The 20,283-nt window shown below is 62.7% G+C and carries 23 protein-coding genes; 14 read left to right on the top strand and 9 right to left on the bottom strand.

Annotated features, from left to right (window positions below):
- Nucleotides 1-235 precede the first annotated feature (235 nt).
- A complete protein-coding gene (locus tag ACPPVP_RS40025) occupies nucleotides 236-1,390 on the top strand; it encodes an alpha/beta fold hydrolase (RefSeq protein ID WP_426529127.1) in 1,155 nt (384 codons plus the stop codon).
- 69 nt (nucleotides 1,391-1,459) lie between these two features.
- Nucleotides 1,460-2,431: an iron exporter MbfA gene (gene mbfA / locus ACPPVP_RS40030; protein WP_426529129.1), complete on the top strand. Its 972-nt coding sequence runs from the start codon at nucleotides 1,460-1,462 to the stop codon at nucleotides 2,429-2,431.
- 13 nt (nucleotides 2,432-2,444) lie between these two features.
- Here mbfA and ACPPVP_RS40035 read toward each other — a convergent pair whose 3' ends face one another.
- On the bottom strand, nucleotides 2,445-3,446 hold the full coding sequence (locus ACPPVP_RS40035) for an ABC transporter substrate-binding protein (RefSeq protein ID WP_426529131.1): 1,002 nt from the start codon (nucleotides 3,444-3,446) through the stop codon (nucleotides 2,445-2,447).
- A 180-nt stretch (nucleotides 3,447-3,626) separates the two neighbouring features.
- On the opposite strand from ACPPVP_RS40035, the gene ACPPVP_RS40040 reads away from it, so the two are divergent.
- Nucleotides 3,627-5,099 (top strand): amidase, encoded by a 1,473-nt coding sequence (locus tag ACPPVP_RS40040; protein WP_426529133.1) that lies wholly within the window; start codon nucleotides 3,627-3,629, stop codon nucleotides 5,097-5,099.
- A 131-nt stretch (nucleotides 5,100-5,230) separates the two neighbouring features.
- Entirely contained in the window at nucleotides 5,231-5,584 is a 354-nt protein-coding gene (locus ACPPVP_RS40045; protein ID WP_426529135.1) for a nuclear transport factor 2 family protein, read from the top strand.
- Between the two features lie 158 nt (nucleotides 5,585-5,742).
- Here ACPPVP_RS40045 and ACPPVP_RS40050 read toward each other — a convergent pair whose 3' ends face one another.
- Together ACPPVP_RS40050 and ACPPVP_RS40055 are read right to left on the bottom strand one after the other, a co-directional pair.
- The gene (locus tag ACPPVP_RS40050; RefSeq protein WP_426529137.1) at nucleotides 5,743-6,831 is read right to left on the bottom strand and encodes a Zn-dependent alcohol dehydrogenase; all 1,089 of its coding nucleotides are present in this window, start codon (nucleotides 6,829-6,831) and stop codon (nucleotides 5,743-5,745) included.
- Between the two features lie 80 nt (nucleotides 6,832-6,911).
- Nucleotides 6,912-8,681 carry an acyl-CoA dehydrogenase family protein gene (locus tag ACPPVP_RS40055; RefSeq protein ID WP_426529139.1) on the bottom strand — a complete coding sequence of 590 codons (1,770 nt, stop codon included), beginning with the start codon at nucleotides 8,679-8,681 and terminating at the stop codon, nucleotides 6,912-6,914.
- 215 nt (nucleotides 8,682-8,896) lie between these two features.
- On the opposite strand from ACPPVP_RS40055, the gene ACPPVP_RS40060 reads away from it, so the two are divergent.
- Nucleotides 8,897-9,598, top strand: coding sequence for an SDR family NAD(P)-dependent oxidoreductase (locus tag ACPPVP_RS40060; protein ID WP_426529141.1), 702 nt, complete (start codon nucleotides 8,897-8,899; stop codon nucleotides 9,596-9,598).
- A gap of 139 nt (nucleotides 9,599-9,737) precedes the next feature.
- Entirely contained in the window at nucleotides 9,738-10,568 is an 831-nt protein-coding gene (locus tag ACPPVP_RS40065; protein ID WP_426529143.1) for an enoyl-CoA hydratase, read from the top strand.
- A gap of 44 nt (nucleotides 10,569-10,612) precedes the next feature.
- Here the strand turns inward: ACPPVP_RS40065 and ACPPVP_RS40070 are convergent, their stop codons facing one another.
- Entirely contained in the window at nucleotides 10,613-11,233 is a 621-nt protein-coding gene (locus ACPPVP_RS40070) for an N-acetyltransferase family protein (protein ID WP_426529145.1), read from the bottom strand.
- A 70-nt stretch (nucleotides 11,234-11,303) separates the two neighbouring features.
- A complete protein-coding gene (locus tag ACPPVP_RS40075; RefSeq protein ID WP_426529147.1) occupies nucleotides 11,304-11,507 on the bottom strand; it encodes a DUF1127 domain-containing protein in 204 nt (67 codons plus the stop codon).
- A gap of 114 nt (nucleotides 11,508-11,621) precedes the next feature.
- Here ACPPVP_RS40075 and ACPPVP_RS40080 point away from each other — a divergent pair, with 114 nt between their 5' ends.
- The 5 genes from ACPPVP_RS40080 (at nucleotide 11,622) to tcuB (ending at nucleotide 16,733) form a co-directional block, all read left to right on the top strand.
- On the top strand, nucleotides 11,622-12,545 hold the full coding sequence (locus tag ACPPVP_RS40080) for a transcriptional regulator GcvA (protein WP_426529149.1): 924 nt from the start codon (nucleotides 11,622-11,624) through the stop codon (nucleotides 12,543-12,545).
- Nucleotides 12,546-12,721: 176 nt separating this feature from the next.
- Entirely contained in the window at nucleotides 12,722-14,113 is a 1,392-nt protein-coding gene (gene tcuA, locus ACPPVP_RS40085; RefSeq protein WP_426538316.1) for an FAD-dependent tricarballylate dehydrogenase TcuA, read from the top strand.
- Between the two features lie 27 nt (nucleotides 14,114-14,140).
- Nucleotides 14,141-14,449, top strand: coding sequence for a hypothetical protein (locus tag ACPPVP_RS40090; RefSeq protein WP_426529151.1), 309 nt, complete (start codon nucleotides 14,141-14,143; stop codon nucleotides 14,447-14,449).
- Between the two features lie 109 nt (nucleotides 14,450-14,558).
- Nucleotides 14,559-15,590 (top strand): esterase, encoded by a 1,032-nt coding sequence (locus ACPPVP_RS40095; RefSeq protein ID WP_426529153.1) that lies wholly within the window; start codon nucleotides 14,559-14,561, stop codon nucleotides 15,588-15,590.
- A 30-nt stretch (nucleotides 15,591-15,620) separates the two neighbouring features.
- On the top strand, nucleotides 15,621-16,733 hold the full coding sequence (gene tcuB, locus ACPPVP_RS40100; RefSeq protein WP_426529155.1) for a tricarballylate utilization 4Fe-4S protein TcuB: 1,113 nt from the start codon (nucleotides 15,621-15,623) through the stop codon (nucleotides 16,731-16,733).
- 320 nt (nucleotides 16,734-17,053) lie between these two features.
- Here tcuB and ACPPVP_RS40105 read toward each other — a convergent pair whose 3' ends face one another.
- From ACPPVP_RS40105 to ACPPVP_RS40115, 3 genes are all read right to left on the bottom strand, one after another.
- The gene (locus tag ACPPVP_RS40105) at nucleotides 17,054-17,590 is read right to left on the bottom strand and encodes a PRC-barrel domain-containing protein (protein ID WP_426529157.1); all 537 of its coding nucleotides are present in this window, start codon (nucleotides 17,588-17,590) and stop codon (nucleotides 17,054-17,056) included.
- The gene (locus tag ACPPVP_RS40110; RefSeq protein ID WP_426529159.1) at nucleotides 17,587-17,853 is read right to left on the bottom strand and encodes a hypothetical protein; all 267 of its coding nucleotides are present in this window, start codon (nucleotides 17,851-17,853) and stop codon (nucleotides 17,587-17,589) included. Before ACPPVP_RS40110 ends, ACPPVP_RS40105 begins: the two co-directional genes overlap by 4 nt.
- 80 nt (nucleotides 17,854-17,933) lie before the next feature.
- Complete coding sequence (locus ACPPVP_RS40115) at nucleotides 17,934-18,107, bottom strand: DUF3606 domain-containing protein (protein ID WP_426529161.1); 174 nt, start codon at nucleotides 18,105-18,107, stop codon at nucleotides 17,934-17,936.
- Nucleotides 18,108-18,321: 214 nt separating this feature from the next.
- Here ACPPVP_RS40115 and ACPPVP_RS40120 point away from each other — a divergent pair, with 214 nt between their 5' ends.
- From ACPPVP_RS40120 to ACPPVP_RS40130, 3 genes are all read left to right on the top strand, one after another.
- A complete protein-coding gene (locus ACPPVP_RS40120; protein ID WP_426529163.1) occupies nucleotides 18,322-18,609 on the top strand; it encodes a hypothetical protein in 288 nt (95 codons plus the stop codon).
- 62 nt (nucleotides 18,610-18,671) lie between these two features.
- Nucleotides 18,672-18,956, top strand: a complete 285-nt coding sequence (locus ACPPVP_RS40125; RefSeq protein WP_426529165.1) for a hypothetical protein — start codon at nucleotides 18,672-18,674, stop codon at nucleotides 18,954-18,956.
- A gap of 207 nt (nucleotides 18,957-19,163) precedes the next feature.
- Complete coding sequence (locus ACPPVP_RS40130; RefSeq protein ID WP_426529167.1) at nucleotides 19,164-19,373, top strand: hypothetical protein; 210 nt, start codon at nucleotides 19,164-19,166, stop codon at nucleotides 19,371-19,373.
- 278 nt (nucleotides 19,374-19,651) lie between these two features.
- On the opposite strand, the gene ACPPVP_RS40135 is transcribed toward ACPPVP_RS40130, so the two are convergent.
- Nucleotides 19,652-20,077: a DedA family protein gene (locus tag ACPPVP_RS40135; protein WP_426529169.1), complete on the bottom strand. Its 426-nt coding sequence runs from the start codon at nucleotides 20,075-20,077 to the stop codon at nucleotides 19,652-19,654.
- Nucleotides 20,078-20,283: the final 206 nt, after the last annotated feature.

Raw genomic sequence — 20,283 nt, forward strand, 5'->3', positions numbered from 1 at the left:
TAGGGTGGGCAAAGGCGTACTTGCGCCGTGCCCACCAATTCGAATGCACCGCGCGAATGGTGGGCACGCTGCGCTTTGCCCACCCTACGAAATGCTGCAATTGATTTCGTCATGCCCGGGCTTGTCCCGGGCATCCACGTCTTTACAGTCTCGTTTCACAAAAAGACGTGGATGGCCGGGTAGTGTGGTGAGGACGCGCTTCGCGCTTTTGCCCGGCCATGAAAAGGAAAATCTCATGACCACCCTCCCCGAGATCCCGCTCCCGACGTCCATCCGCTCCCGGTATGTCGACAACATCAACGGCCTGCGCATGCACGTGCTCGAAGCCGGCTTCGAGACCAAAGGCCGGCCCTGCGTGCTGCTGCTGCATGGCTTTCCCGAACTCGCCTATTCCTGGCGCAAGGTGATGCCGGTTCTCGCCGCCGCCGGCTATCACGTGATCGCGCCAGACCAGCGCGGTTATGGCCGCACCACCGGATGGGATCCGAGTTACGAAGGCGGCCTCGGCGCGTTCCGGCTCCCCAATCTCGTGCGCGACGCGATCGGACTGGTGGCGGCGTTCGGCTACCGCAGCGTCGATGCCGTGATCGGGCATGATTTCGGCTCGTCCGTTGCCGCCTGGTGTGCGCTGATCCGGCCGGACGTGTTTCAATCGGTCGTCTTGATGAGCGCTCCGTTCGGCGGTCCACCGGCGCTGCCGTTGGATACTGTGGACGCCCCGGTCAGGCCGGCTGCCCCGGACCCTATTCATCGCGAGTTGGCGGCGCTGCCGCGGCCGCGCAAGCATTACCAATGGTATTACTCGACGCGCGAGGCGAACAATGACATGCACCGCGCACCGCAGGGCGTGCATGATTTCCTGCGCGCCTACTACCATCACAAGAGCGCGGACTGGAAAGACAACAAGCCCTATCCGCTGAAGTCATGGACCGCCGACGAAATCGCCAAACTGCCGACCTATTATGTGATGGACCTCGCCAAGAACATGGCAGCGACCGTCGCGGAGGAAATGCCTTCAGCCGCCGAGATCGCCGCCAACCAATGGCTGCCCGACAGCGAGCTTGCGTTCTATAGCGCCGAATATGCCCGCACCGGATTCCAGGGCGGGCTGCAATGGTATCGCTGCGGCACCTCCGGCGCGTTCACGCCGGAATTGCAGACGTGGTCGGGCCGCACCATCGACGTGCCCTCCGCCTTCATCTCCGGCAAACAGGACTGGGGCACCTATCAGCGCCCCGGTGTCTATGAGGCGATGCAGACCAAGGCCTGCACCAACATGATCGGCTGTCACCTCGTCGACAGCGCCGGTCACTGGGTGCAGCAGGAGCAGCCGGTCGAAGTGAGCCGGCTTCTGGTGCAATTCCTGCAAGAGGCGAGGACGAAGACGTAGGCGAACCACGATTGACCACGGCGGCAGCCAACATTAGAATGATTCTAAATTAAGAAAAGGCGCTGTCCCGTGAAGAATTTCGCCGATCTGACCGAGCGCGAAGTGCTGGCTGTAGCGATCTCTTCCGAGGAGGAGGACAGCCGCATCTACATGACCTTCGCCGAAGACCTCGCCGAGCGATATCCGGATTCGGCCAAGGTGTTCGAGGAGATGGCCGAGGAGGAGCGCGGCCATCGGCACCGGCTGCTCGAACTCTATGAAAAACGCTTCGGGGCGCATCTGCCGCCGATCCGCCGCGAGGACGTCAAAGGCTTCCTGAAACGCCGGCCGATCTGGCTGACCAAGAACCTGCCGCTCGACACCATCCGGAAGGAAGTCGAGACCATGGAGCTCGAGGCCGAGCGCTTCTATGCCAAGGCCAGCGAACAGGCCGAGGACGTCGGCGTCCGGCGATTGCTCGGCGATCTCGCCGAGGAGGAAAAGGGCCACGAGCGATTGGCGGTGAAGCTGACGGACGAGATCCTCAGCCCCGATGTTCGCGCCGAAGAGGACAAGACGCGGCGGCGCATGTTCGTGCTGCAATATGTGCAGCCGGGCCTCGCCGGACTGATGGACGGCTCGGTCTCGACGCTGGCGCCGTTGTTCGCCGCCGCCTTTGCCACGCATCAGAACTGGCAGACGTTTCTGGTGGGGCTCGCCGCCTCGATCGGCGCCGGCATCAGCATGGGTTTTGCCGAAGCCTTGTCCGACGACGGCTCGCTGACCGGGCGCGGTTCGCCCTGGCTGCGCGGCGCCGCCAGCGGCGTGATGACCGCGCTCGGCGGCCTCGGCCACACGCTTCCCTATCTGGTGCCGGATTCCTGGGCGAACGCCTTCTGGATCGCGACAGGGATCGCGGGCATCGTCGTGTTCTTCGAACTCTGGGCGATCGCCTATATTCGCGCGCGATACATGGACACGCCGTTCCTGCAGGCGGCGTTCCAGATCGTGCTCGGCGGCGGCATCGTGCTCGCGGTCGGGATATTGATCGGCGGGGCTTAGGGGGTCGCGATCCTCAACTGCCGTTGAGCCCATCGATCTCCGGGAAGAACAAGTCTTTCCACGAGGCGGGCTCGCGCTTGATGGTGCCGACCCGGCGCATGAATTTGGCGAATTTCATCGTGGCCGCCGGCGTCATGGTCCATTCGACTCCGGGGCCGGTCACGACCTTGGTCACCATCTCGAGCGGCAGCTTTGAGCCGGAATCATTGATCCAGCTTTGCGCGGTCCCACTCGGATCGGCATCGATGATCGAAGTCGCTTCCTTTACGGCGTCGAGGAATGCGGCGTAGAGCTCGGGATTGTCCTTGCGAAACCGCGCCGACGTCCATGCCACCGTGAACGTGTGCGGCCCGAGCACGTCGAATGACGACAGCACGGTGCGGATATTCTTCTGCTCCAGTTGCTGGAACTGGAATGGCGGCACGCTGAAGGCCGAACTGACGCCGCCCGCACCGCTCAGAAGCGCAATCGTCGCATCCGGCGGCGACATCGACACCGTCAGCGGATCGAGCCTGGCGTAGTTCTCTTCGCCATAGGCGGCCGCTGCCGCCATCTGCAGCAGCACCGCCTGCACCGATACCTTGATCGAGGGCACCGCGATGCGATCGCGCTCGGTGAAATCCTTGATGGATTTGATATCGGGATTGGCGGTGTTGAGCAGGAACGGCTGCGAGCTCAGCGCGCAGACTCCCTTGACCTCGAACGACGTGCCCTGCGTCTTGTCCCACAGCGTAATCAGGCCGGGCACGCCGCCGCTGACGATGTCGGTCGAATTCGACAGCAGCGCTTCATTCATCGCCACCGGACCGTTGAAGCGCTGCCAGGAAACCTTGAAATCCTTCAGGCCGCGTTGCGTGGCATATTTCTCGATCAGCCTGTCGCGCTTCATGACGTTGAACTGCAGGTAGCCCATCGAGAACTGTTCGGCCAACCTGATTTCCGCGGCATCCGCCACAGCCGTCGCGCTACCGATTGCGACTGATATCACCGCGCCTGCAATCCACGCCGATCTCATCGGAGCCTCCCGCGCCGTTTTCGTTTTTTGTTGGTCGGGAGACTAGCGCGTGACCGGTCGTTTCGCCAAGCGCGTAGCAACGCGGCCGGGCCGCCACTGTACAGCCATTGCTCTTGCGGTGCTGCCGCAAACTGAGCATCATCCGCGGCCAGCATCGAACAACCAGACCGGGAGTACGCCTTGGCCAAGTCGCAATGGAGCTTCAAGACCGCCGTTGAATTGTTAGCAGCCCTCGCTGCCAGAAAAGTATCTGCCGTCGAACTGGCAGAGGACGCGATCGCCCGGATCGAGCGGCACGATGCCAAGATCAATGCAATCTGCGTACGCGATTTCGAGCGTGGACTTGCGGCCGCCCGCGCCGCCGACGCCGAACTTGCGCGCGGCGTGAAGAAGCCGCTGCTCGGCCTGCCCGTGACGGTCAAGGAATCCTATAACGTCGCAGGCCTGCCGACGACCTGGGGCATTCCGGCTCAGAAGGATTTTATCCCCGCCGAAGACGCGCTGGCGATCACCCGCGTCAAGGACGCCGGCGGCGTCATCCTCGGCAAGACCAACGTCCCGCTCGGCCTCGGCGACTGGCAGAGCCATAACGCCATCTACGGCACGACCAATAACCCGTTCGATCTCGGCCGCACGCCGGGCGGCTCGTCCGGCGGATCGTCGGCGGCGCTCGCGGCGGGGTATGGCCCGCTGTCGCTCGGGTCCGACATCGGCGGCTCCTTGCGCGTGCCGGCATTTCATTGCGGCGTCTATGCGCACAAACCGACTTTCGCGCTGGTGCCCGGGCGCGGCCATACGCCGCCGCCGTTCCAGCCGCTGCCGCTCGACCGCGACCTTGCCGTGGTCGGCCCGATGGCGCGCAGCGCCGCCGACCTCTCTTTGCTGCTCGATACGATCGCAGGTCCCGATCCGCTGGAGGCCGGCAAAGGCTATCAGCTTGCGCTGCCGCCGCCGCGTCACGCGGCGCTAAAGGGCTTTCGCGTGCTGGTGGTCGATACCGATCCGCTGATGCCGACCGACAAGGTGGTGCGCGGCACGATTGACACGCTCGCTGCCAATCTCGACAAGGCGGGCGTCACCGTCGAGCGCAACAGCCCGCTGCTGCCGAACTTTGCGGAGACGTCCCGGCTTTATATGCGGATGCTGATGTCGTTCCTGGCCGCGTCCTTTCCGCCGGAAACCTATGCTGGCGCGCAGGCTGCGGCTGCCGCATTGCCGGCAAGCGCAACAGGCCTTGCGGCCGAACGCCTGCGGGGCATGGCGCAGAGCCACCGCGACTGGCTGATGGATGATGGGGCGCGCGGGAGGCTGCGCGCGCAATGGCGCGAACTGTTCAAGACCTATGACGCCGTGATCTGCCCGATCATGCCGACGCCGGCCTATCCGCACGATCATTCCGAGGACCAGGAGAAGCGCCGCATCAAGATCGACGGCAAGGATTACGTCTATCCCGACCAGCTGTCCTGGCCCGGCATCGCCACCCTGCCCGGCCTGCCCTCCACCGCGATCCCGACCGGCTTTTCGCCGGACGGACTGCCGGTCGGCGTGCAGATCGTCGGCCCCTGGCTGGAGGATCGCACGCCCTTGAGGCTGGCTGAGCTCATCGAGCGCGAATTCGGCGGCTTCAAGCCGCCGCCGATGTTTGACGATTGAGGAAGCCGCCTTGGTGCCACGGCGTCATTGCGAGGAGCGAAGCGACGAAGCAATCCATCCTTCCGTTTTGCCGGGCCATGGATTGCTTCGCTTCGCTCGCAATGACGGCAGATAGAGCGGAGTGAAATATCATGAGCAACGACATCGAACAACTCACCGCCCTCAACCGCGACTATGTGGCCTCGGTGCAGAATTGCGACGTCAAACGCTTCACCGAGATTCTGGCGCAGGATTTCTACTGCTCCAATCCCGACAAATCGCTGGTCGACCGCGCGGCGTTTCTGAAGCAAACCGCAGTGCCGGTGACGATCAAGAATCTAACGGCACATGACGTCAAAATTCGCATACTCGGCGACTTCGCCATCATCCACGCCGCCACCAGCTATACGACCGCCGACGGCCAGCAGGCCCATGGGCGATATACCGACTGCTGGGCGAAGCAGAACGGGAAGTGGCTCGCGGTGTCCGCACACGTGTCGCGGTGAGCCACAGGTTCCACGTCGTCCCTGCGAAAGCAGGGACCCATAAACACCGACAGGTGTTGTGAGGAAGGCCGTCTCCGCTTGTGCCCATTACGCGGGCCGTGGCGTATGGGTCCCGGCGTTCGCCGGGACGACAGAGATGGGTAGGTTGGTGCTGTGCCTCAATTATCAAACATGATGACGCTGCGCAGCGTCTTGCCGGCCTTCATGTTCGCAAAACCCTCGTTGATCTCGGAGAGTTTCAGCTTGGCCGAGATCCAGTCCTCCAGGTGCAGCTTGCCGCGCATGTAGAATTCAACGAGGCGGGGCATGTCGACGCGGAAATGGTTGGAGCCCATCGACGAGCCCTGGATCCGGCGCTCGCGCAGGAAGTCGAAACCGTGCAGTTCGATCTTCTGACCGAACGGAATCATGCCGACGATGGTTGCGGTGCCGCCCGGGGCCAGCATTGCAAAGGACTGCTCGGCGGTTTCCTTGCGTCCGAGCACCTCGAACGAGTAGTGCACGCCGCCACCCGTGAGTTCACGCACCTGCTGCACCACGTCGCCCCTGGCGGGATCGACGATGTCGGTGGCCCCTAGCTTGGTGGCGAGTTGCAGTTTCACCGGGTTGGTGTCGATCGCGATGATGCGGCCGGCGCCGGCGATCGCCGCCCCATTGATCGCGGCCATGCCGACGCCGCCGCAGCCGATGACAGCCACGGTTTCGCCGGCCCGAACTTTTGCGGTGTTCACGACAGCGCCATAGCCGGTGATAACGCCGCAGCCGATCAGCGCCGCCAGCTCCAGCGGCATGTCCTTGCGGATTTTGACGATGGCGTTTTCGTGCACCAGCATCTGCTCGGCGAACGACGACAGGTTAAGGAACTGATTGAGCTTCTCCGACCGCGCCCAGGACAGACGGTTGGACGCGCCGGGCAGCATCTTCACGGTGGTATCCGTGCACAGCACGGTGCGGCCAGTGGTGCAATTGTCGCAGGTGCCGCAGAACACCGACAGGCAGGTCACGACGTGATCGCCGGGTTTCACATAGTTGACGTCGGAGCCGACCTTTTCGACCACGCCGGCCGATTCGTGCCCGAGCACGGCGGGCAGCGGGTGCGGATAGAGCCCTTCCATGAAGTGCAGGTCGGAATGACAGAGGCCGGCGACGCGGGTGCGGATCAGGACTTCGCGCGGGCCGGGATTCGGCACGCTGACATCCTCGATCACCAGCGGCTGATTGACTTCATGCAGAACGGCGGCCTTCATCGGTGCTTCCCCTCTTTGTTTTTCGTTATAGTTTTTATCGTTGTAGTACGGCCCCAAATGCGCTCGGGCGATATCCGAGCCTAGGCCACCTTCAGCAGTTCGCCAACCTCGGCCATCCCTACGCTATGTTCGCCAAGCAAATGGTCCGTGATCTTGCGTTGAGTGGCTGTTTCCGCCAGCCGGAACGGGTCGCCCGCCGCGACGCGGTGATCGATCACCATCCGCGACAGCAACACCCGCCTGGCGTCGCCGCGCATCTCGTGGATGCGTCCGCCCTCCCAGGCCAGCGCAACGGCGCTGGCGACATGATAGAGCAGGCTGGTGGCGCGCCGCGCGTCGCCCTCATTGTCGCTCCGGTTGGCGACCTCGCGGGCGAAACCGACGGCGCGGTCGGCCAGTTCGCGCAAACGGTTGCGCCAGGCCTGCGGCACATTGGCGCTGTCGTCGAGGCGGGCGTGCAGGTCGGCGGCGAGCGCGGCATCGGCGCCGTGACGGCCGACCGCGCGCGTTAGCGCATCAATCGCGACGATATTGCCGGTGCCTTCCCAGATCGAGCCGAGATGGGCATCGCGCAACAGCCGCGCGGTCGCGAATTCCTCGATGTAACCGATGCCGCCGCGCATCTCCAACGCATCGCCGCAGACCTTGCGCGCATCGCGCGTCGCGCGGAATTTCAGCGTCGGCGTCAAAATCCGCAGCAACGCCGCGGCGTCCTGGCTGCCGGCTTCCGCACGATCAAGCGCGTCCGCGGTGAGAAAACTCATCGACAGCGCCTGTTCGGTCGGCAGCATGATCTTCATCAATTGCCGACGCGCCAGCGGCAGGTCGATGATGCGGCGGCCGAACACGACACGGTTTCGCGCCACCGTCATCGCATCGTGGTGCGCGCGCCGCATCAGCGCGGTCGACTTGACGCCGTTGGAGAGCCGCGACGAATTGACCATCTCGGCCATCTGTACGAAGCCGCGATCGAGCTTGCCGACCGCATAGGCAATCGCGCCCTCCAGCTTGATTTCGCCCGAGGCCATCGAGCGGGTGCCGAGCTTGTCCTTCAGGCGGACGATCCGGTAGTGGTTCTGCGAGCCGTCGTCGAGATACCGTGGCATCAGGAAGAGGCCAACGCCGCGCGTGCCGGGTCCGGCTCCCTCGGGGCGCGCCAGCAACATCACCACCTTGGCATCGGCATTGGAGCAAAACCATTTTTCGCCATAGAGCCGCCAGTGGTCGCCTTCCTGAACCGCCGTCGTCGTCAGCGTGCCGACGTCGGAGCCGCCCTCCTTCTCGGTCATGAACTGCCCGCCCTGGGTCAGCTTGCTCATGTCGGTCTGGGTCAGGCCGTCGAGATATTTCGCCTTCAACGCCTCGCTGCCGAAATTGTTGAGCAGCTTGGCGCAACCGTCGGTGACGTTGATCGGACAGCCCATGCCGAATTCGGTCTGATTGAACAGGAACGTGAAGGCGTGCTTGGCGACGACAGGGTATTTGTCCGGCCAGCCCATGATGCCCTTGCGGATCGACAGCGCGTGAATGCCGAATTCGCCGAATGCGGCTTTTTCCAGTTCGCGATAGGCCGGATGATATTCGATGTATTGCGTGTCGCGGCCGAACTTGTCGCGCTGGTGCAGCACCGGCGTGTGGCGGTCGGCGAGCCTCGCGCATTCGTCGAGATAGCCGCCGGCCAGCTCGCCGAGGCGATCGAGGTGCGGCTCGATATGGCGGAACAGCGCCTCGGGGAGATGCAGCCGCAGCAGATCGGTCAACGCCGGATCGGCCCGGTAGAAATTCATTCCCGTCGTATCAGGCGCGAGCAATCCCGGCTGATTGGCCGAAGCTGTCGCACGTTCATGCATGTGTGGCTGCATTTTTTAGGCCTTGTTCGTTCCGCCCGATCTTGATCATCTACCGATAACGCAGGCGGTTGCGCCGTCAACAGCCATAATTGGAGGACCACCCTATCGTGGGCGGATATCGTATCATCGGCGACGGCCTATCCCCGCTCCACGCAGGTTGCCTGGTGGGATTGCGTGCCTAGATATCAAGTCCCGGTCTTCTCTGGAGAGCGCTCATGGAAATTCCAAAATACAAGATTGCCCTGATCGTCGGCGCAGGTGAAGGTTTGAGCGCATCGCTGGCGCGGCTGTTCGCGCGCGAAGGCATCAAGGTCGCCCTCGCCGCCCGCAAGATCGAAAAGCTCGGCGCGCTCTGCACCGAGACCGGCGCCCGTGCCTTTGCCTGCAATGCGACCGAGCCCGAGGAAGTTGAGCGTCTGTTCGGCATGGTCGAGCGTGAGATCGGCACGCCCGACATCGTCGTCTACAATGCCAGCGGACGGGCGCGCGGCGCCTTCACCGACCTGGTTCCGGCGGATGTCGCACAGGCGATTGCCGTTTCGGCGTTCGGCGGATTTCTGGTGGCGCAGCAGGCGGCCACGCGGATGTTACCCAGCAAGCAAGGCGCGATCCTGTTCACCGGCGCCTCCGCCAGCGTCAAGGGCTATGCGCAATCCGCCCCGTTCGCGATGGGCAAGTTCGCGCTGCGCGGGCTCGCCCAGAGCATGGCGCGCGAATTGTCGCCACAGGGTATTCATGTCGCGCATTTCGTCATCGACGGCGGCATCCGCAGCGCGGCTCGTGCCGAACCCGCCGACCGGCCGGATTCGATGCTCGATCCGGACGCAATTGCGTTGAGCTACTGGAGTGTGTTGCAACAGCCGCGCAGCGCCTGGACCTGGGAGGTCGAATTGCGGCCGTGGGTGGAGAAGTTTTGACAGAGCCGTAGGGTGGGCAAAGGAGCGAAGCGACGTGCCCACCATCCATCCGCGAGCAAGCCATGAGATGGTGGGCACGCTTCGCTTTGCCCACCCTACGATTCCTCGCAATGACTGAAGAACAACAACAGGGGGAACTATGACCACCGAAACCAAGATCGACACCGGCACCGACGAACTGCTCTGCGTGATCCGCGACCGCGTCGCCATCATCACGCTGAACCGGCCCGAGGCCCGCAACGCGATGTCGGATAATCTGACGCCGGCCTTGCGCAACATGATCAAGGCCTGCGGCGAGAATCCGGGTGTCGGCGCGCTGCTGCTTACCGGCGCGGGCAAGGCGTTCTGCGCCGGCGGCAACGTCAAGGGCATGGGGGCTAATCGCGACAAGACAAAGCTCGCCATGTCGCATGACGAGCGGGTCGCCGACCTGCAGGAGCGACAGCGTCTCCTGACCGGCGCGCTGGTCTCGGTGCGCAAGCCGACCATTGCCGCCCTGCCCGGCCCCGCGGTCGGCGCCGGATTAGCTCTGGCGATGGCCTGCGACATGCGCATATCAGCGCAATCGGCATTCCTTTCCACCGGCTACCTCAAGGTGGGCCTGAGCGGCGATTATGGCATCGCCTGGCTCCTGACACGGCTGGTCGGCACGTCGCGGGCGCGGGAATTGATGTTCACGTGTGAGCGGGTCGATGCCGACAGATGCGAGGCGATCGGTCTGGTGAATCGCGTGGTCCCCGACGACCGGCTACAGGCGGAAGCCTTCGCGCTCGCTAAATCGATCGCCGAAGGACCGACGGTCGCGATCCGCTACATGAAGGACAACCTGGACGAAGCCTTGATGTTCGACTTCGCCACAGCGCGCGACCATGAGGCCGAGCGCATGATCCGAACCCAGGTGACGGCCGATCACAAGGAGGCCGTGCAGGCGTTTATTGAAAAGCGCACGGCGGTCTTCAGGGGCAATTGAGAAAATAGCCCGGTTCTGGTGCGGCCAGAACCGGGCTTAGTTTGTCAAACCGCAAGCGAGGATATTGCGCTGGGAGAGACGGCGGCAAGCCGCCAACTGGCGCATGGGATTTCCTGCGGTTCGACAGGGATCTCTTTCTGGAAGCGCGTCAGCTTCCAGTCATCGGGCGTATTGGTGAAGGCATAACCGGCCTTGCGGGCCAGCGCGATCATCGCGTCGTTGGAGCGCAGCGTATCGCCGAACAGACGCGTGGCACCGAATGAAGCCGCGCGGCATTCGAGGTTTTTCATCAGCGCCTTGCCGATGCCGTGGCCCTGCCAGCGGTCGTCGATCGACAGGCCGAATTCGATGCTCGTCGTCTCGCTGTGAAAGGCATAGCGCGCTTCGCCGACGATGGTCTCGAAGCCCTCGACCAGCTTGGTCGCGACCACGCTGAAGCGGTCGGCTTCGCCAATATGGATGAAATCCTCAAGCAGCGACGGCGGCAATTCGCGGGTCGCGCCCAGGAAACGGTTGTAGCGGGACCGCGTGGTCAGCGAGCGGAAATAGTTCTGCAGCGCCTCGGCGTCGCGCGGCTCGACGAAGCGCACGGTCACCACCTTGCCGTTCCGCGTACGCAGCACATCGGAATATTGCCTGAGATCGTCGAGACGCATCGTGGTCATGGGTCGCTCCCGTGGAGCAAAAAAAGCGGCCGGCGTCCCCGAGATCGGGCGACGCCGGCCTGGCTGCCATTCAAGCCCGCCAGAATGGTTTTTCGGCCTCGTAGGCGACATCACTCCAGGAAATGCCGACGTCATGGAGCTCCCGGTCCGACCACTGAGCCAATTCGCGGCGCGACCGGTAACGCTGGCGCCAGACGTGGAGAGTTTCGCCGATCTGGCGCAAAATCCCCGGCTCATGATGATTTATCATCGATTCATGGGTGTAAGTGGACATTTTCGGCTCCTGTAGTACTCTGCTAAAGGGAATATCTGCTCTATTAGAGCCTTCCACAAACGACACTTTGTACCGCTTCGGATGATATAAACTCATGTATTTGAGGATTCCGGGATGACCGCCAGGCTGCCGTCGCTGAATGGATTGCGCGCCTTCGAGGCCGCGGCCCGGCATCTGAGCTTCACCCAGGCCGCCTCCGAACTGAACGTCACGCAGACCGCGATCAGCCACCAGATCAAGCGGCTGGAGGAAGAGCTCGGCGTTCGCCTGTTCATCCGCCAGAATCGCTCGCTGGCCCTGACGGCGGAAGCGCAGGACTACCTCCCAGGCATCCGCGCCGCCTTCAACGACCTGCGCCTCGCCACCGATCGCCTGCTGCGCAAGGATGACGACCATGTCTTGACGGTATCAACGATTGCCTCGCTGGCGGCCAAGTGGCTGTTGCCGCGGCTCACCTCGTTCCAGGAGGCCAATCCCGGCGTCGACGTGCGCATCACCACCTCGACCAGTCTCGTCGACTTCCAACGCGACAAGGTCGATGCCGCCATCCGCTACGGCCGCGGCCAGTGGGCGGGCGTCCGCGCCGACTGGATGATGGCGGACGAACTCTTCCCGGTGTGCAGCCCGGAACTCCTCAACGGCAACAAGCCGCTGAAGTGTCCCGAAGACCTCAAGGACCACGTGCTCCTTCACACCGGCAGCGGATACGACGATGACTGGCGGCTATGGCTGACGGCTTCGGGACTGCCGGCGAATTTCTCTATGCTGCCCGGCCTGAGCTTCGACCTGATCTTCATGACCGTGCAGGCCGCGATCGACGGGATGGGTGTCGCCATGGGCCGTACCGCCTATGTCGAACAGGACATCGCCAAGGGACGCCTGGTCGTTCCCTTCAAGATGACTTTCCCTGTCGATGCCGGTTTCTACCTTGTCTCGCCCGCGGGCCGGGCGGATTCGCCGAAGCTCGCAGCGTTCCGGAAATGGCTGCTCGCTTCCGTACAGAGTCATCCTGCAGCCCCCGGATATTCCGCAGCGTGACACGATGCGACATCGTCGCATGCAGACCAGCGAATGACGTATGCGGGAGTAGGAGTAGGAGAAGGCGTGACGCGGCCGCTGCATCAGGCTAGAAAATCGTGGAAGCGGATGGATTTGCCTGCCGAGCGCCGGTTTGATTTCCAGGCCAACAACGATAACAAGAGCGCATGGCCGACCTGACCAAGAAATTCGATGTGCTGGTGATCGGCGGCGGCAACGCCGCTTTGTGCGCCGCGATCAGCGCCCGGCGCGCGGGCGCTTCCGTGCTGGTGCTGGAAGGCGCGCCAAAATTCTATCGCGGCGGCAACACCCGCCACACCCGCAACATGCGTTGCGCCCACGATGCCGCGACCGAGATTCTCACCGGCCCCTACACCGAGGAAGAGTTTTGGGACGATCTGTGGCGCCTGACCGGCGGGCAGACCGACGAAGAACTGGCAAAATTCATGATCAGGGAATCCAAGGACATCCTGAACTGGATCGTCGAACAGGGCGTGCGCTGGCAGCCCTCGCTCGGCGGCACGCTGAGCCTTGGCCGCACCAATTCGTTCTTCCTCGGCGGCGGACGGGCGATGCTGAACGCGCTCTATCTCACCGCCGAAAAACTTGGCGTCGAGGTCGCCTACGACGCCGAGGTGACTGACCTCGAGATCGAGGACGGCATGTTTCTCTCCGCCAAGCTGAAGCTGCCAATCGATGGGGCAAGCGAAATCCGCGCCTCGACGCTGGTGGCGGCGGCCGGCGGATTTGAAGCCAACATCGAATGGCTGAAGGAATATTGGGGCGATGCGGCGGATAATTTCCTGATCCGCGGCACGCCGTATAACCGCGGATCGATTCTCAAGCTGTTGCTCGACAAGGGCGTGCAGGACATCGGCGATCCCACTCAATGCCACGCAGTCGCGATCGACGCCCGTGCGCCGAAATTCGACGGCGGCATCATCACCCGTCACGACTCGGTGGTGTTCGGCATCGTCGTCAACAAGCATGCCCAGCGTTTCTATGACGAGGGCGAGGACATCTGGCCGAAGCGCTACGCGATCTGGGGCCGGCTGGTGGCGGCGCAGCCGGACCAGATCGCCTACATCATCTTCGATTCGAGTGTCGTCACCAGCTTCATGCCGACGCTGTTCCCGCCGATCGGCGCGCCGACGATCGCGGAACTCGCGGTCAAGCTCGAACTCGACCCTGCCGCGCTGGAAAAGACCGTCACCGATTTCAACGCCGCGGTGCAGCCCGGCACCTTCGACCACACCATCCTGGATGATTGCCGCACCGAAGGCATCGCACCGGCCAAGACGCACTGGGCGCGGAAGATCGAGCATGCGCCCTATCTTGCGTATCCGGTTCGGCCCGGCATTACCTTCACTTATCTCGGCACCCGCGTGAACAGGCAGTCGCGCATGGTGATGAAAGGCGGCAAGCCGTCCGCCAACATGTTCGCGGCCGGCGAGATCATGGCCGGCAACGTGCTCGGCAAGGGCTATGCGGCCGGCATCGGCATGACCATCGGCAGCGTGTTCGGACGGGTGGCAGGACGGGAAGCGGCCAGAAATGCGAAGAACTAACGGCCGCAAGAATTCATGGGAGATTTTATGTCGCGATTTGCAATTGCTTCTGCTGCGGCCGTTCTGATGAACGCAACGCTGGCTGACGCTGCTGAGCCGATCGAGGTTCGCGACATGGGCTCGTTCCATGTCGACGAGGTCGCGATTGACGGCAATGCGGACAAGCAGAGGACTATCATTGGCTACCAGCGACTTCGGGTCGACCCCAACGGAAGCTACGAGGTCGAGCCAATCTATGCTCTGCCCCAAGCCGAACGCGGCGCTCGCAGCAACATCGTCGGAGTGACGGCCAGCGGCCGAGTAATATTCTGCTTTTGCGGCGAAGCATCCTTTTGAAAAGGCCCTGAGCAGTGCGTACGGAAGACAAATCCTCGAAGAGGCCAGCCGCCTGATAGCGGTCTGCGCAACGACCGGAAACAGAATGAAACAGAATGAGGGAGGAGCCATGTCACGCCTTGCTGCCGCTTCCATCGCGGCGACGCTGATGAGCGCCACGCTGGCCTACGCCGCCGAGCCGATCGCGCTGCGCGATATGGGCTCGTTTCATGTCGGCGGGCGGCTGGTCGAGATTTCCGGCAAGCCGGTCAAGGAAGTGACGTTCACGCCCGGCGGCGTACCCGCAAAGGTCGATCCGAACGGCACCTATCAGGTCGAGCAGATGTATGTGCAGTATTTTCTGCCCGCCAACGAGAAGGGCGCGTATCCGCTGCTGATGTGGCACGGCGGCGGGCTGACCGGCGTGACGTACGAGACGACGCCGGACGGACGCGAGGGCTGGCTGAACTATTTCCTGCGCAAGGGCTGGGCCGTCTATAATTCGGATGCGGTCGAGCGCGGCCGCGCCGGCTGGGCGCAATATCCCGATATCTTCAAGGGCGAGCCGGTGTTCCTCACCACCGCCAATCCGTTCGAACGGTTTCGCATTGGCGATGGCGCGGGCTCCTACGATCCCGATCCGGCCAAGCGGAAGCTGATGCCGGGCAGCCAGTTTCCGAACGAGGGATATGAGGACTTCGTCAAGCAGAACGTGCCGCGCTGGACCACCACCGATGACGCGATCATCGCCGCCTATATCGCCGAGATCGATCGCGTCGGCCCCTCCATCATCCTGTTCCACAGCCAGGCCGGCAGTTTTGGCTTCAAGGTGGCGCAGGCCCGGCCCGACAAGGTGAAGGCGCTGATCGCGATCGAGCCGGCCGGGCTCGGCGATCCCGCCAAGACGGATGCGCTGAAGAACATCCCGACGCTGATCGTCTACGGCGATTACATCGAGAAGGATTCGCGCTGGCCGAAAATCCGCGCCAACGGCATTGCCTTTGCGGACGCCATCAAGGCCGCCGGCGGCAGCGTCGACGTCGTCGACCTGCCGCAGGCCGGCATCAAGGGCAATTCGCACATGGTGATGATGGACAAGAACAATGCCGAGGTCGCCGCCCTGATCCAGAAATGGCTCGAGGGCAAGGGTCTGACGAAGTAAGCGGGTCCGCTCAAGGGCAGGAAGCAACGGATGCACGGAACGCAAATCCTGGAAGAGGCCGACCGGCTGATGACGGTCTGCAATTCCTGCCGCTATTGCGAGGGGCTGTGCGCGGTGTTTCCGGCGATGGAAATGCGCCGTGCGTTTTCCGACGGCGACCTCAACTATCTCGCCAATCTCTGCCACGCCTGCGGCGCCTGCTATACCGACTGCCAGTTCTCGCCGCCGCATGAATTCAACGTCAATGTGCCGCAGACGCTCGCGGTGGCGCGGGCCGAGTCCTACGCGGCCTATGTCTGGCCCCGCGCCTTCGCCGGCGCGTTCGCACGCAACGGGCTCGTCATCAGCCTCGTTGCTGCCCTCAGCGTTGCCGCATTCATCTTCGGCTTCGCGGCGCTGAATGACCGGCAGGTGCTGTTCGGCATCCACACCGGGCCCGGCGCGTTCTACAAATTGATGCCGCATAACGCGATGGCCGCGTTGTTCGGCGCGGCGTTTCTCTATGCGATCGTCGCCCTGATCATGGGCGTGCGCGCATTCTGGCGCGATATCGGCGAGCCGGTCGGCATGAAGATCGATGCAGGTGCCGTGTTTCAGGCGATCCGCGATGCCGGCAAACTGCGCTACCTCGACGGCGGCGGCGTCGGCTGCTTCAACGAGGACGACCGCCCGACCGACCGCCGCAAGCTCTATCACCATCTCACGTTCTACGGCTTTGCGCTGTGCTTCGCCTCGACCTGCGTGGCGACGCTGTATCACTATCTGCTGGCGCGCGAGGCGCCGTATGCGTGGTGGGATCTGCCCGTGGTGCTGGGCGCACTCGGCGGCATCGGGCTGCTGATCGGGCCGATCGGCTTGCTCACCGAGCGATGGAAGCGCGATCCGGTATTGGTCGACGAAGCCCGCTACGGCATGGATATCGCGTTCATCGTGATGCTGTTTCTCACCAGCCTGACCGGCATGGCGCTGTTGATCCTGCGCGAGACGGCGGCGATGGGCCCGCTGCTGGCGCTGCATCTCGGCGTGGTGTTCTCGCTGTTCGTCACCATGCCCTATGGCAAGTTCGTGCACGGCATCTACCGTTTCGTCGCGCTGGTTCGTTATGCGATGGAGCGGAAGGCGATGCATGGGGCGGCGGAATAAGGTGCGCGGTCTCTCCCCGGGCGAAGTCCCGTAGGGTGGGTAGAGCGCAGCGAAACCCATCTACACGGGAGCAGAAGGTGATGGGTTTCGCTGCGCTCTACCCATCCTGCGCTACGCCCCTGAATAGCGATGCCCGCCCCGCTGTCATCCCCGCGCAGGCGGGGATCCAGTACGCCGCGGCCCATTGGTTCAATCACTGCTGTCTCTGGAATGCTGAATCACCCGCCTTTGCTGGTGATCAGGAAAGATGCTTCCGCTCCGGCTTATGAAAAAAGGCCCCACCGGAATGGGGCCTTTCCGTTACCAACGATATCTGGGACTTAGTTGTAGTCCGAATATTTGAACTGCGGCAGCGCCTTGAGCTGGTCCTTGTTGCCGCTCATCACGGCATGATCGGGAGTCCAGTCATTCGCCGTGCTGGTGCGTGCCGTCGTGGTCGCGGTGGAGTTGGCCGGCGCCGTGGCGGTGCCGGTCGTGGTTTCGCGCGTCGTGGTCGTGGTGGAGCTGGTACGGACGGGCTCCTCGACGAATTTCAGCTTGTCCATGGTGACGGCGATGTCGTGCTCGCCCATCCCCAGGAAGCCGCCGACGCCGATAACCACGGCGCTTACCTTTCCGTCCTTGTCCAGGATCAGTTCATTGACGTCGCCGAGCTTTTCATTGGCCTCGTTGTAGACGTTGAGGCCCATGAGTTTGGACGCGCGCCATTTGCCCTTGAGCATCATCTTGTCGGAACTTGCAGCCGGGCTGGTGGTCGCGACTGGTGCCGCGCGATCGGCAGGCTGGGTAGTCTGCGCATAAGCCGCGCCGCTGACGATCGCGGTGCTGAGAAGGGCGACGGCAACGAAATTCTTCATGTTGATCCTCCAGAAAAAGTGAATGTGTTTTCGGAGAACGGGTCAGAATGGTGAATGTTCCACGAGATCGACGCTTTCGTCATTTCGCCCGTCCCGCTCCTGCGGAGCCAATACTTCAGCGGGAAAGCCAGGAAACAAACGCCTGCCCGCGCGTTGAAGCAACAGCTCACGCCGGGTGACAACCGGCCATAACGGAGAACGATGGACGCGGCAATTTTGCCGGCTTCTTGTTGCGACATCAACGCATCGGTACGCGCTGACATCTAACCCGTTCCCGGCGTGAGCGCCGCTCCGCCGAGCGATAATGGCTCCGCGGCATCCCGCGCCGTTCGGCTTTCGCTCGTCAGGCTCCCAGTTCCTTGCGAACGGCAGCGGCCGAGTTTCCGACCTTCTCTACAGCTCTCTGCAGTTGGTCCTTTGAAACGCCGAGTGCCTTCAGCCAATACTTGACCTCGAAATCCTCGCTCATGTTGATCTTGCTGCGATCGGGCTGATCTCGCTTCGTGAGGTTGTCCATCTTGCTGTCTCTCCCTGGCCGAGAGGGAAACGTGATCATGATCGCCCGGTTCCTACGAAGCGCCTGTTCTCACGGCATCAATGTCGGCGCAGAACCTCGGCGGGTCCGGAATGTCGTCCTTCACCATGGCGAGCGCCGGCATGGAAAAACTCGGGAAAAAATGGCATAGAGGGCGCCTTCATAGAGGGCGCCTTTAGGGAAAATGCGGTTTGCCATGAACGATGATTTTTACAAGCAGCGGGCCCGGGAAGTTCGGGATATCGCGGCCAAGGCCGACCCATTCATCAAGAAGCGGCTTCTGGACCTGGCCGACCGCTACGATGGCAAGCGCAAAACAAGTGTCACGCCCTTACACCGGCGCCAGCCACCAATCAGAACCCGCCCGGCGAACACGACAGCAATTCCAGCTAGGAGGCCGGCCCAATCGCTCGCCGCCATTTCGCGTCGCAGCAACGCGTTCGGCAACGGCCCGGTTTTCGCGGTTGCAACCGGAACAGACTGAAAATCAGCCGGTTAGCCCTGAGCGTCTCTGGTCTCAGAGGGCCAAACAGAAGTCCGTTAGCATTGAGGGCGGCCATGGCTAATGCAAAATACGAACGCGCCCTTGCGCGCGCGCGACTGGCGTTGATTGCGCCGGCGGTTGACGACGTCACCGCTGCCTATTTCGACCGGCATGTTGAAAAGGTTTTGCTGGAGGCCAAGCAGCAGGAGGAAAAGTCAGACCAGGAATTGATAGCGACGCTGTTTGATGCCGTCGCCAGAAAATACTTCTCGCTGAGCGTGCGTGACCGCGATCCCGAGCAAAGCCCGAATGACCGTCCGGCGGATCCCATCCCGACGAAGTCGTGAAGCTTGCAGCCTGGCCGACTTCAGTCAGGCTACATCTATTCTTCCGCCGTTGATTCGGGTCACCGGAACGTGACTGCTTCGCGCATCGCGCGGTGCAAATTGATGCAGGAATGCGCGCTATTTGATCTGGCATTGGCGCCCACCAATACCTATTTCACGATCAGGTAGGAAATTCGCCCCAAGGACAACTCCGAAAAGGAGCCATCTATGGCGAACGTACTAACCACTGGAGCCTTGCTTTCTGCTCCGACCAAAAAACCCTCATTCTTCGCACGATTATTGCGCGCATACGCTGAGTCCAATCAGCGGCGGGCGGACCGCGTTGCCGAGGAGTACATCAATACCCACGGACTGCAAAAGCTGTCTGATGATGCGGAGCGTCACATCAGTCACTTGCTGGTCAAGGCGGGGCGATAGCCATGGTCACACTCGTCATCATCCACATAGCAACCAAGCTCGCTCGTTTTGGCAATGAGGTTCGCGAGACGTGGCGCGAAACGCAGCGCCTTCGTCGAACCCTTACCGGCCCGATGGACGAGTAGCAAATGCAGGGTGGGCAAAGCTACTTGTCCGCCGTAGCTCAACGCGCGAAGGCGAAAGCGTGCCCACCATCCCGAGTGATGCGCAAAATGGTGGGCACGGCGCAGATGCGCCTTTGCCCACCCTGCGGCGATCCGTAACCGCTCGCGTTCGCTTCAGTATCGTTCCACGATTTGATCGAGCTTCCTGCTGAGCAGCCAGGACAGGCCGAGGAACGCGACCAGCATCACGATGCCCAGGCCCGAGGAGGCATTGTTGATGGACGTCTCCGAGAATTGACCGAAAGCATAGCCGGCCGAGACGATGGCGCCGGACCAAAGACCTGCCGCAACGAAGTTGAGCGCGAGGAACGTGGACCAGGGCAGCCGCGATATCCCGTAGGCAAATCCCGCGAGCCCGCGGACGCCGTGCGGGAAGCGATGAAGCAGAATCATCCAGACATAGTGGCGGTCCGTCAGGCGGACGACGGTCTGCACCGGGCGCTCGAACCGCGGGAAACGATCGAGCAGGCGGGCGCCATAGCTCCGCCCGATCCAGAAGCGAATGACGTCGCCTGTGAAACTGCCGAACCAGCAGACCACGATGAGCGTGCCAAGATTAAGCGCGCCCGAATGGCCGCGTAGCCCGCGAACAACGCCAGCAGCAGGCTATGCGAGGCCGCATAGGCAAACATGAAGCTGTAAGCCGCATCGCCGTGCTGGCGGATGAGGTCGAGGAACGAGGTCAGGTCCGTCGGAAACAGCAATGTCAGCCCACCCACTCATGGAATGTTCCCCCAGATGAGTGG

Source organism: Bradyrhizobium sp. McL0615 (assembly GCF_049993905.1).
Lineage (GTDB): Bacteria > Pseudomonadota > Alphaproteobacteria > Rhizobiales > Xanthobacteraceae > Bradyrhizobium.

Excerpts from the sequence above, each read along its gene's own strand:
- ACPPVP_RS40025 (WP_426529127.1), top strand. The coding sequence starts at position 236 with ATGACCACCCTCCCCGAGATCCCGCTCCCGACGTCCATCCGCTCCCGG.
- ACPPVP_RS40035 (WP_426529131.1), bottom strand. The coding sequence starts at position 3,446 with ATGAGATCGGCGTGGATTGCAGGCGCGGTGATATCAGTCGCAATCGGT.
- ACPPVP_RS40045 (WP_426529135.1), top strand. The coding sequence starts at position 5,231 with ATGAGCAACGACATCGAACAACTCACCGCCCTCAACCGCGACTATGTG.
- ACPPVP_RS40050 (WP_426529137.1), bottom strand. The coding sequence starts at position 6,831 with ATGAAGGCCGCCGTTCTGCATGAAGTCAATCAGCCGCTGGTGATCGAG.
- ACPPVP_RS40055 (WP_426529139.1), bottom strand. The coding sequence starts at position 8,681 with ATGCATGAACGTGCGACAGCTTCGGCCAATCAGCCGGGATTGCTCGCG.
- ACPPVP_RS40060 (WP_426529141.1), top strand. The coding sequence starts at position 8,897 with ATGGAAATTCCAAAATACAAGATTGCCCTGATCGTCGGCGCAGGTGAA.
- ACPPVP_RS40065 (WP_426529143.1), top strand. The coding sequence starts at position 9,738 with ATGACCACCGAAACCAAGATCGACACCGGCACCGACGAACTGCTCTGC.
- ACPPVP_RS40070 (WP_426529145.1), bottom strand. The coding sequence starts at position 11,233 with ATGACCACGATGCGTCTCGACGATCTCAGGCAATATTCCGATGTGCTG.
- ACPPVP_RS40075 (WP_426529147.1), bottom strand. The coding sequence starts at position 11,507 with ATGTCCACTTACACCCATGAATCGATGATAAATCATCATGAGCCGGGG.
- ACPPVP_RS40080 (WP_426529149.1), top strand. The coding sequence starts at position 11,622 with ATGACCGCCAGGCTGCCGTCGCTGAATGGATTGCGCGCCTTCGAGGCC.
- ACPPVP_RS40090 (WP_426529151.1), top strand. The coding sequence starts at position 14,141 with ATGTCGCGATTTGCAATTGCTTCTGCTGCGGCCGTTCTGATGAACGCA.
- ACPPVP_RS40095 (WP_426529153.1), top strand. The coding sequence starts at position 14,559 with ATGTCACGCCTTGCTGCCGCTTCCATCGCGGCGACGCTGATGAGCGCC.
- tcuB (WP_426529155.1), top strand. The coding sequence starts at position 15,621 with ATGCACGGAACGCAAATCCTGGAAGAGGCCGACCGGCTGATGACGGTC.
- ACPPVP_RS40105 (WP_426529157.1), bottom strand. The coding sequence starts at position 17,590 with ATGAAGAATTTCGTTGCCGTCGCCCTTCTCAGCACCGCGATCGTCAGC.
- ACPPVP_RS40110 (WP_426529159.1), bottom strand. The coding sequence starts at position 17,853 with ATGTCAGCGCGTACCGATGCGTTGATGTCGCAACAAGAAGCCGGCAAA.
- ACPPVP_RS40115 (WP_426529161.1), bottom strand. The coding sequence starts at position 18,107 with ATGGACAACCTCACGAAGCGAGATCAGCCCGATCGCAGCAAGATCAAC.
- ACPPVP_RS40120 (WP_426529163.1), top strand. The coding sequence starts at position 18,322 with ATGAACGATGATTTTTACAAGCAGCGGGCCCGGGAAGTTCGGGATATC.
- ACPPVP_RS40130 (WP_426529167.1), top strand. The coding sequence starts at position 19,164 with ATGGCGAACGTACTAACCACTGGAGCCTTGCTTTCTGCTCCGACCAAA.